General features: G+C 70.7%; 11 protein-coding genes and 1 pseudogene. 3 read left to right on the forward strand and 9 right to left on the reverse strand.

Annotated features, from left to right (window positions below; genetic code table 11):
- Window positions 1–194 precede the first annotated feature (194 nt).
- Complete coding sequence (locus GT354_RS15800) at window positions 195–1181, forward strand: YafY family protein (RefSeq protein WP_161356949.1); 987 nt, start codon at window positions 195–197, stop codon at window positions 1179–1181.
- Between the two features lie 157 nt (window positions 1182–1338).
- Here the strand turns inward: GT354_RS15800 and GT354_RS15805 are convergent, their stop codons facing one another.
- The 6 genes from GT354_RS15805 to GT354_RS15830 all read right to left on the reverse strand — a co-directional run bounded on the left by GT354_RS15805 (window position 1339) and on the right by GT354_RS15830 (window position 6224).
- Entirely contained in the window at window positions 1339–1944 is a 606-nt protein-coding gene (locus tag GT354_RS15805; protein ID WP_161356950.1) for an FAD-dependent monooxygenase, read from the reverse strand.
- Between the two features lie 25 nt (window positions 1945–1969).
- Complete coding sequence (locus GT354_RS15810) at window positions 1970–2458, reverse strand: GNAT family N-acetyltransferase (RefSeq protein ID WP_161356951.1); 489 nt, start codon at window positions 2456–2458, stop codon at window positions 1970–1972.
- 188 nt (window positions 2459–2646) lie between these two features.
- The gene (locus tag GT354_RS15815; RefSeq protein WP_161356952.1) at window positions 2647–3924 is read right to left on the reverse strand and encodes a globin domain-containing protein; all 1278 of its coding nucleotides are present in this window, start codon (window positions 3922–3924) and stop codon (window positions 2647–2649) included.
- A 204-nt stretch (window positions 3925–4128) separates the two neighbouring features.
- Complete coding sequence (locus tag GT354_RS15820; protein WP_161356953.1) at window positions 4129–4578, reverse strand: Rrf2 family transcriptional regulator; 450 nt, start codon at window positions 4576–4578, stop codon at window positions 4129–4131.
- A 147-nt stretch (window positions 4579–4725) separates the two neighbouring features.
- Window positions 4726–5175, reverse strand: coding sequence for an acyl-CoA thioesterase (locus tag GT354_RS15825; protein WP_161356954.1), 450 nt, complete (start codon window positions 5173–5175; stop codon window positions 4726–4728).
- A gap of 260 nt (window positions 5176–5435) precedes the next feature.
- On the reverse strand, window positions 5436–6224 hold the full coding sequence (locus GT354_RS15830) for an alpha/beta hydrolase (RefSeq protein WP_161356955.1): 789 nt from the start codon (window positions 6222–6224) through the stop codon (window positions 5436–5438).
- Window positions 6225–6630: 406 nt separating this feature from the next.
- On the opposite strand from GT354_RS15830, the gene GT354_RS15835 reads away from it, so the two are divergent.
- On the forward strand, window positions 6631–7392 hold the full coding sequence (locus tag GT354_RS15835) for an antibiotic biosynthesis monooxygenase (protein WP_161356956.1): 762 nt from the start codon (window positions 6631–6633) through the stop codon (window positions 7390–7392).
- Window positions 7393–7776: 384 nt separating this feature from the next.
- On the forward strand, window positions 7777–9366 hold the full coding sequence (locus GT354_RS15840) for an alpha/beta hydrolase (RefSeq protein ID WP_346012046.1): 1590 nt from the start codon (window positions 7777–7779) through the stop codon (window positions 9364–9366).
- 116 nt (window positions 9367–9482) lie between these two features.
- Here the strand turns inward: GT354_RS15840 and GT354_RS15845 are convergent, their stop codons facing one another.
- The 3 genes and pseudogenes from GT354_RS15845 to GT354_RS15855 form a co-directional block, all read right to left on the reverse strand.
- Entirely contained in the window at window positions 9483–10973 is a 1491-nt protein-coding gene (locus GT354_RS15845) for a WS/DGAT domain-containing protein (protein WP_161356957.1), read from the reverse strand.
- A 10-nt stretch (window positions 10974–10983) separates the two neighbouring features.
- Window positions 10984–11451 (reverse strand): MarR family transcriptional regulator, encoded by a 468-nt coding sequence (locus GT354_RS15850; RefSeq protein ID WP_161356958.1) that lies wholly within the window; start codon window positions 11449–11451, stop codon window positions 10984–10986.
- 183 nt (window positions 11452–11634) lie between these two features.
- Window positions 11635–12033, reverse strand: a pseudogene (locus GT354_RS15855) (type 11 methyltransferase); the annotation flags it as partial.

Raw genomic sequence — 12033 nt, forward strand, 5'->3', positions numbered from 1 at the left:
GGTGACCGGGTCGGTGGTGACCGGGTCGGTGGTGACGGGCTCGTGGAGGGGGAGGGTCACCGGTTCCGACGCCGGCTCCGCGACGGAATCGTCGACGACATCGGCTCGGGTGTCGAACTGCGGGTTGGTCATGGGAGGGACGCTAAGCGAGGTCTGCTGACACGTTCTGTCAGTGGATCGTGCAGACTTGCCGGATGCGGGCGAGTCGGCTGGTGTCCATCCTGTTGTTGTTGCAGACCCGGGGCCGGCTGACGGCCCGACAGATCGCGGACACCCTGGAGGTGTCGGTCCGCACGGTGTATCGGGACATGGATTCGCTCGCGGCGGCCGGCGTGCCGTTGTACGCGGACGCGGGCCACCGCGGCGGCTACGAACTGCTCGACGGCTACCGCACCCGGCTGACCGGACTGACCACGGGCGAGGCCGAGTCGCTGTTTCTCACCGGCGTGCCCACGGCCGCCGCCGACCTGGGCTTGGGCTCGGTGGTGACGGCCGCGCACCTCAAGCTGATGGCGGCGCTACCGGCCGAACTGCGGGAGCGGGCCGGGCGGATCGCGGAGTGCTTCCACCTGGATGCGCCGTCCTGGTACGGCACGGCCGACGCCACGCCGCAGTTGGCGGCGGTGGCGGACGCGGTGTGGAACCGGCGGCGGATCCGGATCCGGTATCTGCGGTGGGCCGAGCCGCACGAGAGTCTTCGTACGGTCGATCCCTACGGCGTCGTGCTCAAGGCGGGCGCCTGGTATCTGGTCGCGGCGCACGCGGACGAGGGGTCTCGCGCCATCCGTACGTATCGCGTCTCGCGCGTCGTCGAACTCGACGCCCTGGCCGAGGAGTTCGAGCCGCCTCCCGGCTTCGATCTCGCGGCGCACTGGCAGTCCTACCTGGCCCACTTCGACGCCCGCCGCTTCCGCGACACCGCCACCGTCCGGATGTCGCCGGCCGCGCTGGCCCGCATCGACGGCCTGACCGAGCCCGCGGTGGCGCGCGCCGCCCACGAGAGCGCGAGCGTGCCGGACGCGGCCGGTTGGGTCCGGGTCACCATCCCGATCGAGTCGATCGAGCTCGCGCACAAGAGCATGTTGGCCTTCGGCGCGGGCGTGGAGGTGCTCGCGCCGCGCGAACTGCGTGAACGGTTGGGCGAGACGATCGCGGAACTCGGCCGGCTGTACGGCTCCTGACGCAGCGTCACCAACGGAGGCGTCAAGTCCGGAGGCGTCAAGGACGGATGCCCCAGGAGGGCACGCGTCAAGGGCGGATGCCTCAAGGGCGGACGCGTCGAGGTGGGACGAGTTGCGGTCCTACCGGTCACGGTCGGATCCGGCATGGCCGGCAGCGTCATGGTCGGCGGCGAGGGCCGCCCGATGTGTCGTCGAGGCCGTCAACGGTGGTGGGCAGCGTGCCGAGCTCGTGGTCGTACAGCCATCCGGTCGCTCGGGCGTGCAGGCGGGGAAAGAGGATCGGCATCAGCAGGTCCCGCAGCCGACCGGCCGGCGGACCCGCCGTCTTGGCATCGCGGTTGGCGCTCGCGACCTCGGCCATCCGCCGCAACCGCCCTTCCCTGACCCGGTCGTAGGCGGCCAATGCCGGTGCGACCGCCCCCGCCCGATGCACCTCGCGCGCCAACACCACCGCGTCCTCGGTCGCCATCGACGCGCCCCGGCCCGCGCCCACGGGGTGGGCGGCGTCGCCGATCAGGACGGTTCGGTCGTCGTGGCGCACCGGTACGCGGCCCAGGACGTGGTGCAGGGTCACGCCGTGCAACTCGCCGGGCGCGCGGCAGATTTCCCGGGGCCGGGCCTCGGTGCGGTACAGCGCGGCGACGTCGTCGAGGGTGACGGCCGTCGGGTCGGGGGCCGAGCGGGCGCTGATCCGGGCCGACCACCACGTCGTGCCGTCGGGGACGGGCACGTGGACGAACGCCCCGGCGCGGCAGAAGGTCATGTCGAACGCGTCGGCTCGGTCCCGGTCAGGGATTCGGCGCCGGCTCCGAGGACGCGGTCGAGCCGAGGTCGCGGGCCCAGGCGACCTCGTGATCGAGTTGGCCGCTGGTACGGAACAGGGTCACCTGATGGGTCTCGGCGAGCACCGTGGCGAGTCGGGCGCGGTCGGCCGGTTCTAAGCCCAACCTGCGCCAGAACGGCCCCGATCGGCGACTGAACAACCACGCGTGCCGTGCGCCGGTGTCGGCCGCCCGGTCGAGCGCGAACCGCGCGAGGTCGAGGCCGAGCCCTCGACCCCGCGCCGTGTGGTCGACCGCGACGCTGCGGATCAGCGCGTGCTCGCCGTCGGCCGACAACTCGTAGCCGGTGCTGCCCCGTACCGTCCCGTCCGCGTCGCGCAGCAACCACAGCCGAACGGTCGGCGCGTCCAGGCCGCTGAGCGTCAGATCCGCGCGGTCGAGAAAATCGTGGAGGTCGGACAGGTCGGCTGGCCCGGCCTTGGTCAGCGATCGCATGGGGGACGATTCTAGGAAGCCGCCCCGACGCGAACCCGGTGGTGTGCCGGATGCCGTGGACCTGCCCGTGGTCCGTGGTCCCTGCTCTCCGGCCCCCCCGGTTCGTGGCGCCGTGGCGCCGTGGCTCGTGGCCGGCGGCCGTCCGGGAGGGGGTCGTACGGCTGCCGCCGGCGCGAGGATTTCCTGCGCTACTCCCCGCCGAGCCACAGGTCGGGGCCGAACACCTCGTAGTGGATGTCCGATGCGGGTATTCCGCGCTCGATCAAGGCCGTTCGTATCCCGCGCATGAACGGCAGCGGGCCGCACAGGTACGCGTGCGCGCCGGTCGGTATCGCGATGTCGGTCAGGTCCATGCGGCCGGCGCGGTCGGTGGGTCGGTTCGGGGATCCGTCCGTGCGTCCGTTCGAGGGCCGGTCCACGGGTTGTTCGGCCGCACGCGACTCGTACCAGAAGTGCGCCACGCCGGCGGGCAGTTTCGCGGTCAGTTGTTCGTGGTCTGCGCGCATCGCGTGGTCGGCGGGAGAACGGTCCGCGTGCAGGACGGTGACCGAGCCTTCGTGGCCCAGGTCGGCGAGGTGGTCGAGCATGGACAGGATCGGCGTGCACCCGATCCCGGCCGAGATCAACACGAGCGGGCCGGGGGTATCGGTGAGCACGAGGTCGCCGTAGGCGGCGGACATGGTGACGCGGTGGCCCACGCGAACGTGCGCGTGCAGGTGGTTGGACACCTCGCCGTCGGGCGTGCCGGCGGCGCGAATTCGCTTGACGGTGATGGTGCGGGTGGGTGCGCCGGGTGCGCCGGAGAGGCTGTACTGGCGGATCTGCCGTGCGCCGTCGGGGAGTTCGACCTGTACGGAGACGTACTGGCCGGGGCGGAAGGTGCTGTTGGCGCCTCCCGTCTGCTGTTCGGCTTCGGCTTCGGCGATGTCGTCGACGGGGCGCAGACGGAACGTCGCGACGTCGTCGGTCTCTCGGGTACGCTCCACCACTTCCCAGGCGCGCCAGGTGCTTCCGTCGACCGCGCCGGCCGCCGCGTACAGTCGCTCCTCGATCGCGACGAGAGCATTGGCCATCAGCCAGTAGACCTCGTCCCAGGCTGCGGCCACCTCGGCGGTGACGGCGTCGCCTAGGACGTCGACGATGGCCGCGAACAGGTGCGTGTGGACGACTTGGTACTGGTCGCGGGTGATGCCCAGGGACGCGTGCTTGTGTGCGATTCGCGTCAGCATCGCGTCCGGGCGGACCTCCGGATGCCGAACGAGCCCGGTCGCGAACGCGGCGATGGCGCCGGCGAGGGCCTGCTTCTGCGCGCCCGAAGCCTGGTTGCCACGGTTGAAGAGGTCGCGCAGCAGCTCGGGGTGGGCGTCGAACAGCTTCCGGTAGAAGAGGTCGGTGATCTCGGTGACGGCCCCACCGACGGCGGGCAGGGTGGCGCGGACGGTCTCGACGGACTTCGCGGACAACATGAAGACTCCAAATATGCACGGATCATGCGTATTAAAGGATGTGAGTTTTCCGGAGAAGCGCGGGAGGTGAGCTTTACCGAACAGCGCGAGTGTGAGCTTTTCCGGAGTAGGCGCTTCGACGAGTGGGGCCGGACAGGATCGGACGGATCGAGTGGACCGGTGCAAAGTCGGGTGGGTGTGCGGTCGGTGCGTCGAGCTCCGGACTCAGACCACCCGGGCCGGCGCCCGGCCGACCATGCCGATCAGCATCGGCCCGGTCGGTGACTCGATCAACTCGGTGAGCGTGATCGGATCGAGCGACGCGTAGAACGCCTCCTGCGCGCGACGCAGCGCCCCGCGCAATCGGCACCCGGAGGCCAGTGGGCACGGCTCGTCGCCCTCGCAGCCGACGACGTCCCCGGCGCCCTCCAACTCGCGTACCAGTCCGCCGATCGACGCGCCGGCGCCCGTGGTGGTGAGCGTGAGGCCGCCGCCGCGACCGCGCCGTGCCTCGACGAGGCCGAGGTGCTGGAGGCGGGCCACGGCCTTGGCCGTGTGCGTGTAGGGGACGTCCACCACTTCGGCCACCTGGCGAGTGGTGAGCAGTTCCTGCTTGGCCGCCGCGAGACACATCAGCACCCGCAGGGCCACGTCGGTGAACTTCGCGAGCCGCATGACCGCACGATATTTAATGCGCATGTCAAATGCAAATTAAGGTTCGGGTCCCGTCCACGCGGCCGCGACGCGGCTCCCGGCCGCGAAGTCGTCGACGGGTTCGGCCACTTGGCCGTGACCGTGTCGCCCCGGGATCGGGCGTGGTCGCTACAGGCCGAAGGCCGCCGGTGGGTTGGTGGCCAAGGAGCGGAAGGTTTCACTCGGGTTCGCGACCAGGCGGCGTTCGTCCAGATTCATCAGACCGGCGAGCGAGGACACCTCTGCGGCCACCGTGCCGTCCGGCCTCCGGATGGACTGCTCGATCCGGAACGTCTTGCGCGGGCCCCATACGAAGACGCAGTCGACGTCGACCTCGTCGCCGGCGTGCAACTCCTGCCGGTAGCGCACCGTCGTTTCGAGTGTTACCGGGCCCACGCCGTTGTCGAGAAGCAGGCGCTGCGGGATGCCGCCGGCTTCCAGCAGGGCCCAGCGCGCGTGTTCCGCGTACTGCATGTAGACGCTGGAGTTGAGGTGCCCCTGCGAATCGGTCTCGTAACCGCGCACGCTCACGCGCACGGTGAACGGCTGCGGTGCGGACTCTTTGCTCTGCTCCGTCATGGCGTGTCCTGTCCTGTCCGGCCTGCTCGATGATCGCCGTGCCCCGATCGTCGTCATGCGGGCGCATCGGGGCACGGGGCGATCATCGTCCGTGAGCGCGTGCGTTGTCGCCACCGGGCCGGACTTCGAGGCCGCCACGAACTCGGACACGGACATGGTCTGCGGCTCGGAACACGGGCCGGTTCGGCCTCGGGACGCGGGCCGGTTCGGCCTCGGGACACGGGTCGGTTCGGCCTCGGGGACGCGGACCGACGGCCGGCTCAGGACGCCTGGGTGAGGAATCCCTCGACGATCGGGAGTACGACGTCGACTCGGCGCATCACATCCATGTGCGTGGTGCCGGGCAGCAGTGCCAGTTGCGCGTTCGGGATCAGATCGCGCATGGCCACCGCGTGCTCGATGCGCACGAAGTCCGTGTCGCCGAGCAGCAGCAGCGTGGGCGCCGTGATCGAGCGCAGTTCGTCGTCGGTCCACCCGGGGAGCGCGGTGACGAGTGCGGAGGTCTTGGCCAGCGCCGCCTCGAACCGGCCGGGGTCGGGTGCCACGCGCACGTAGGCGTCGTACATCTCCTTGAAGTCCGCCTCGGTGGGCAGCAGTTTCGACGTGCCGAACTGCTCGGGGTCGAAGATCTCCGGGTGGTAGCCGTCCGTTCGGGAGTGCGTGGAGGCGAGGACCACGCGGTTGACTCGCCCCGGGTGCCGTACGGCGGTCTCCAGCGACACCAGCCCGCCGAGGCTGAACCCGAAGACGTCGGCCCGCTCGATGCCGAGGTGGTCGAGCAGGCCGACCACGTCGGCGGCGAGGAGTTCGAAGGTGAGTTCGCGGTCGGGGCTCGCGGTGTGCCCGTGGCCCTGCAATTCGGCCGCGATCACCCGACGGTTCGTGGTCAGGCCGGGCAGGAGCGGGCCGAAACACAGGTCGATGGTCAAGCCGCCGCCGTGCAATACGAGCAACGGGAACTCACCCTCGCCGGAGTCCTTTCCATGTACCTCGTAGTACATGTCGAGGCCGTTGACAGGTGCGTAGCCGGTGATGGGGTCGGTCGTCATCGTGTGCTCCCGGGTCGGTCGAGGTTCGTTGTCCACAATGTTGGACCCCGGCTGCGCCCGAAACTCATCGCGAGCGAGCGAGGGAGAGCGCGGGCGAGAGCACCGGCGAGAGCACCGGCGAGAGCGCGCGGGCGAGCAAGCTGCGGGCGCGGGGCAAGGCCGCACCCGCACGTGTGCGCCCCGAGTGGCCGGCGGTGCTTGCCCGACGGATGGCCGAGCGAGCCGCGCGGCTTTCCGCGTGCCCGGCCGGGAACGGTGTTTCGGGATACATCGCGCGGGTCGGATTCGCTTACGCGGTCGGCGAAACCGGGCCGTGCCGATGATCGATGCCGAGATCGCGTGCCTAGGCTGAGACGAAAGCGTGGCACGTTCTTCAGTCGGACGGGTCAGTTACGGGGGAGCAGCGATGATCGTCGAATACATCCGCTACACGATCGCCGAGTCTGACGGCGAGGAGTTCGAGGCGGCCTACGGGCGCGCGGCCCAGGCGCTCGCGGTGGCGCCGCAGTGCGTGGACTACGAGTTGGGCCGATGCGAGGAGGAGCCGAGCGCCTACGTCCTGCGCATTCGCTGGACGTCGACGGCCGACCACGTCGAAGGCTTCCGCAAGGGGGAACACTTCGCCGCGTTCTTCGCCGCGATCAAGCCGTATGTGCAATCGATCGAGGAGATGCGGCACTACGCCGTGACCTCGGTCGTGGGCACGGGGGCGTCCACGCCGACGCTGTACGAGTGGGCCGGTGGCGCGGAAGCGTTCGAGCGGCTGTTCACCACGTTCTACGACCAAGTTCCCCAGGACGAGATCCTGGCCCCGGTGTTCGCGAACATGGACCCGCACCACGCCCAGCACGTCGCGGCGTGGCTCGGTGAGGTGTTCGGCGGCCCGGCCCGCTACAGCACCGAGCTCGGCGGCCACCAGCACATGGCATCGCGCCACCTCGGCCGAGGCATCACCGAAACGCAGCGGCGCCGCTGGGTGGGCCTGCTCCTGGAGACCGCCGACACGGTCGGCCTGCCCACCGACCCGGAGTTCCGCGGCGTCCTGGCGTACTACCTGGAGTGGGGCACGCGGATGGCGATCCTGTACTCGGGCCCCAACCCGCCGCCGCTGCCCGAGTCGCCGATGCCGAGCTGGGATTGGGGCCGGACGCCGCCCTACACGGGCTGAGGCAGGGCAGCGGCCCCGCCGTCCCACTCCTCGGCCATCGGGTGGTCCGACCGGTGGTCGAGGACGAGCCGTCGGTCACCTGACGCTTCGTCACGCACGGGGTCCGGATCGACACGCGATCGATGCGCTACGCGCGTCACCGATGAGTCGGGTGCGTTTCGTCCGTTGCGGGCAGGCATGTGACGCCCCCTCAGCCGGCCCACAAACAGGGCCAAACGGATGCGCGACGTGGTAAACCCAAAATTCGGGTAAAGGTATTCACCTTGATTGGTATGGATTTCGGCTGCCGCGCCGACAGCCCCTCGTCCCACCCGTCCCCGACACGGCAGCATCACCCGCGTCGATGTCACTCGTGACAGCTCCGTCACATGGAGGAACACACACGTGAAGAGACACACTCTCGTCGCGTTCGCAGCCGCCACGACCTTGGTGGGCGGGCTTTTGACCCTCGCTCCACCTGCTCTGGCGGACGACTCGCCGGCACCCTCGGCCGAGTCCGTGTCCACGCCCATCGCATGGAAGAGCTGTAACAGCTCGAACTACCCGAACATGGAATGTGGTTCGCTCCAGGTACCGATGGACCACAGCCGTCCCCACGGCACGAAGATCACCATCGCACTGTCGCGGATCAAGCACACCGCGGCGAAGTCGCAGGGTCCGCTCCTGGTGAACCCCGGCGGCCCCGGCGCCCCCGGTCGCGGCCTCGCGGGCTATGTCGCGAAGAACCTGCGCCCGGACGTGGCCGCGCAGTTCGACGTGATCGGGTTCGACCCGCGCGGCTCCGGCCTCAGCGAGCCGCACCTCGACTGCATCCCGGGTTTCAACAACCCGGTGCGCCCCGACACGGTCCCGCAGAACTTCGGTGACGAACTCACCAACATCAAGCGCTCGGCGCAGTTCGCCAAGGCGTGCGGCGACAAGTACGGGGACTTCCTGAAGTTCATGAACACCCCGGCCCAGGCCGCGGACATGGACTCGATCCGCGCGGCCCTCGGGGCCAGGCAGATCAGCTACTTCGGCTACTCGTACGGCACCTACCTCGGCTCGGTCTACGCGAAGCTGTTCCCGTCCCGGGTCAAGCGCCTGGTGCTCGACAGCATCGTCGACCCGAGTGCGGACAGCGTCTGGTACGGCGGCCAACTCACCCAGGACGTCGCGTTCGACGCCAACCTGAAGGCGTTCTTCGCCTGGGTCGCCAAGTACGACGCGACCTACCACCTGGGCACCGACCCGGCGAAGGTCGAGACCGCGTGGTACGGCATGCGCGAGAGCCTGCGCAAGACGCCGGCCGAGGGCGTCGTGGGCGGGTCCGAGGTCGAGGACGCGTTCGCACAGGGCGGCTACAACGACGTGTACTGGCCGGAGTTGGCCGACGGCTTCGCCGGCTACGTCAACGGCGGCAACACCGGACCGCTGCGGACCGCGTACGAGGACCTCGCGGCGGCGAGCCCGGAGAACGACAACGTCAACAGCGGTTACCTGGCCACCCAGTGCCGTGACGCGAGTTGGCCGCGCGACTGGTCGACGTGGCACAACGACGCCAAGAAGATGTACGCCAAGGCGCCGTTCCTGGCCTGGAACAACGTCTGGTTCAACGGGGCGTGCGCGTTCTGGCCGACGTCGAGCCTCAAGCCGGTGAACGTCGCCAACAACAAACTGCCCAAGACGCTGCTGTTCCAGGCGACGAACGACGCGGCCACCCCGTACGAGGGCGGCGTCACGATGCACCGACTGCTGCGCGACTCCGCGCTCGTCGTCGAGCAGGGCGGCCGTAACCACGGCATCTCTCTCAGCGGCAGCAGCTGCCTGGACAACTACCTGAACGAGTACCTGTTGACCGGCAAGACCCCGCACGGCCACGGGCACGGCCCCGCCGACGCGGTCTGCCAGAAGCAGCCCGACCCGGTACCCGCGGGCGGCGCGGCGGACGCGAAGGCGGCGGCCCCGAAGCGGGTGTCCAAGACCGCCATGTGAACCGTCGAGTGAGCAGCGCGACCACGCACCGCACGGGCCCGGCCGCATCGGCGGCCGGGCCCGTCGCGTTACCCGCCCCTCGCAGTACCCGACCTTCGTGGCAGTCGGCCTTCGTGTCACCCGCCCGGCACACCGCCCACCGCGGCCAGCGCCCGGAACTCGTCGGCGAGGGCCCCGGGCAAGCGATCGGCGAGCCGGCGATGGGCCGCGTCGGCCGTCACGCTGACGGTGAAGGTGTCGCCGTGTCCGGAGAAGCCGAACACCACCCCGTGCCGACCCATGAGCGGTGGCGCGGCGACGAGTTCGAGCACCGGCCGGCCGGCCAGGGCGAGCGGGACCACGGGGCCGGGCATGTTGGTGCAGCACGTGTTCGAGTAGATCGGCGACAGGGTGAGGTTGCCCGCGATCGAGGCCAGTCGCGCCGGCAGCCGGGCCGCCGTACCGATCGCGAACCGCACGGCGATCGCCTGGCGGGTGGCCTTGGCATGCGCGGTGAGCGCGTGTACGCGGGCCAGTCGCGCGGCGGGATCGGCCTCGGTCAACGGCAGGCGGATCCGGAAGAAGCCCACGACGTTGCCTATTCGCGCCCCCTCGTGGTGGCCGCGCAGGTTCACCGGGACCATCGCGGCGACCCGCCGGGAAAGCGAACTCCCTTGCTCCATCAGCACGTTGCGCAAAGCCCCGGCGACTGCGGCCAGATACACGTCGTTGACGGTCCGCCGCCGATCCGCCGGACCGGCCGCCCGAGCCGCGGTGACCACGTCGCGGGGGATGCTCAGCCAGGTCACGTGCCGGCTCCGGCCCGGAGGCCGATTGAAGGGCAGGGCCGAACCCGCGGGCAGCGCGGCCCGCGCGGTCGCCACCACACTGCGCACGAGCGCCGACCCCGGCCGAGCCGGCCGGTCGTTCCGAACCGCGGGACCGACGGAGGAGCCGAGGGAGGGATCGCCGGACGGATCGCCGGAGGGGCCAGAGGAGGGACCGTCGGACGGATCGCCAAAGGGGCCAAAGGAGGCACCGCCGGACGGGGCCTCGGCCGATCCGAGCAGCACGGTGAGCAGGTGCATCGCCGACATCCCGTCGGCCACGGCGTGGTGGATCCGCAGCAGCACGGCGAACTCGTCGGCCGCGTAGTCGGACACCAGATGCAGCCGCCAAGGCACGCCGTCCGCGCCGAGTGGCTCCCCGACGAGCCCGCCGACATGCGCCCGCAACGCATCCGGTCCGCACAGTCCGGACGGCTCGAACGATTCGGGCGGCCCGAAAGCCCCGAAAGACCCGAAAGTCCCGCTCATCACACCGGCCCCGCCCGCCCCACCGAGCCCGACGACAGGCGACGCGACCACATGCGCCGCCACGTCCAACCGACCTCGCCGCTGCCACGCGTACGACCGCCCCGCACCCGGATACATCAACAGGCGCGGCACCGCACCCCACCGCCGCGCGACCAGATCCCGCACGTCGTCGAGCGCCGGAGGCGACCCGCGAAACCGCACGAGCACGAAGAACGCGCACAGCCCCGAACCCGCGTAGCGTTCGTGCGCGACGAAGGTGACGTCACCGGGCTCCATGGGCACCGAAGCGGGTGACGAGTGCGACCTCGACATGCGGCGAACCCTATTCCTTGCCCGCATGGTCCAACGGCGCGTCGAGCAGGGCGACCAGCTCGCGCGTGAGCACCTTGGTCCGCTCTCCGTCGAGCCCGCCCAGCGGCTCCAGGAAGCGCCCGTGCAACTCCCGGACGACCGCGATCGCCTGTTCGGTGACGTCGCGGCCGTACTCGGTCAGCGACAGCCGTACCGCGCGAGAGTCCTCGGGATCGCGCACGCGCTCGATGACCTGGGCGCTCTCCAACGTGCGCGCCAGCTTGGAGACGTACAGCGCCTCCAGACCCGTGTGATCGGCCAACTCTCGCTGGCTCGGACGCACGCCCGAGCGCTCCATCCCGAACAACGAGCCCAGCAGCGCGTATTGCGCGTGCGTCAGCCCGAGCGGCCCGACGGCTCGATCGACGGCCACCCGCCACTTCATCGACAGCCGCCAGACCAGAAACCCGGGCGTGGCGCCCTCGGACGATGTGCTCATGACAGTTACCGTACATGGCTACTAAATCCCGGCCGGCCACAAGCCGAAATCCCGACACGGGTGTCGGGGGCCGGGTGGCGAGGCCGAGCCGGTCCCGCCCACGCCCCCGCCGGGCCCTGCCACGCGGCGACGCCACTTTCGCCTGCCCGCCCGGCGCGCCCCCGCTTCCCCGCGTCGCCCCGCCTACGCCGCGGCGCAGCCCCCCGTGACCGCGCCGACCAGCCACACCGCCCCGGAGATGCGTACCCCGTCCGCCGTCTCGTACGGCCGCAGCAGTGCCCGGGCCCGGCTCCGCAGCCGCGCGAGCACGGCCGGGGGGAGCGCGTCGAGGTCCACCCGGACCGGCCCGGACGCCAACACGAACTCGGCCGCGTCGGCGGCGTCCGCCCCCCAGTGCATCGGCGCCTCGACCGGCGTCACGGTGATGTCGACGTAGCCGGCCGCCGACAGGATCCGGCGGATGTCGGCCGGGTCGGCGAGCGAGGCCATCGCGCGGGCCAGGTCGGCGTGCGCGGGCCGCGCCGGCGCGTGTTCGAGCTTGAGCGCGTTCAGCGGGGCGAACGCCCGGGCGGTGTCGCCGCC

Source organism: Streptomyces sp. SID3343, from assembly GCF_009865215.1.
Classification (GTDB): Bacteria; Actinomycetota; Actinomycetes; order Streptomycetales; family Streptomycetaceae; genus Embleya.

Excerpts from the sequence above, each read along its gene's own strand:
- GT354_RS15800 (WP_161356949.1), top strand. The coding sequence starts at position 195 with ATGCGGGCGAGTCGGCTGGTGTCCATCCTGTTGTTGTTGCAGACCCGG.
- GT354_RS15805 (WP_161356950.1), bottom strand. The coding sequence starts at position 1,944 with ATGACCTTCTGCCGCGCCGGGGCGTTCGTCCACGTGCCCGTCCCCGAC.
- GT354_RS15810 (WP_161356951.1), bottom strand. The coding sequence starts at position 2,458 with ATGCGATCGCTGACCAAGGCCGGGCCAGCCGACCTGTCCGACCTCCAC.
- GT354_RS15815 (WP_161356952.1), bottom strand. The coding sequence starts at position 3,924 with ATGTTGTCCGCGAAGTCCGTCGAGACCGTCCGCGCCACCCTGCCCGCC.
- GT354_RS15820 (WP_161356953.1), bottom strand. The coding sequence starts at position 4,578 with ATGCGGCTCGCGAAGTTCACCGACGTGGCCCTGCGGGTGCTGATGTGT.
- GT354_RS15825 (WP_161356954.1), bottom strand. The coding sequence starts at position 5,175 with ATGACGGAGCAGAGCAAAGAGTCCGCACCGCAGCCGTTCACCGTGCGC.
- GT354_RS15830 (WP_161356955.1), bottom strand. The coding sequence starts at position 6,224 with ATGACGACCGACCCCATCACCGGCTACGCACCTGTCAACGGCCTCGAC.
- GT354_RS15835 (WP_161356956.1), top strand. The coding sequence starts at position 6,631 with ATGATCGTCGAATACATCCGCTACACGATCGCCGAGTCTGACGGCGAG.
- GT354_RS15845 (WP_161356957.1), bottom strand. The coding sequence starts at position 10,973 with ATGTCGAGGTCGCACTCGTCACCCGCTTCGGTGCCCATGGAGCCCGGT.
- GT354_RS15850 (WP_161356958.1), bottom strand. The coding sequence starts at position 11,451 with ATGAGCACATCGTCCGAGGGCGCCACGCCCGGGTTTCTGGTCTGGCGG.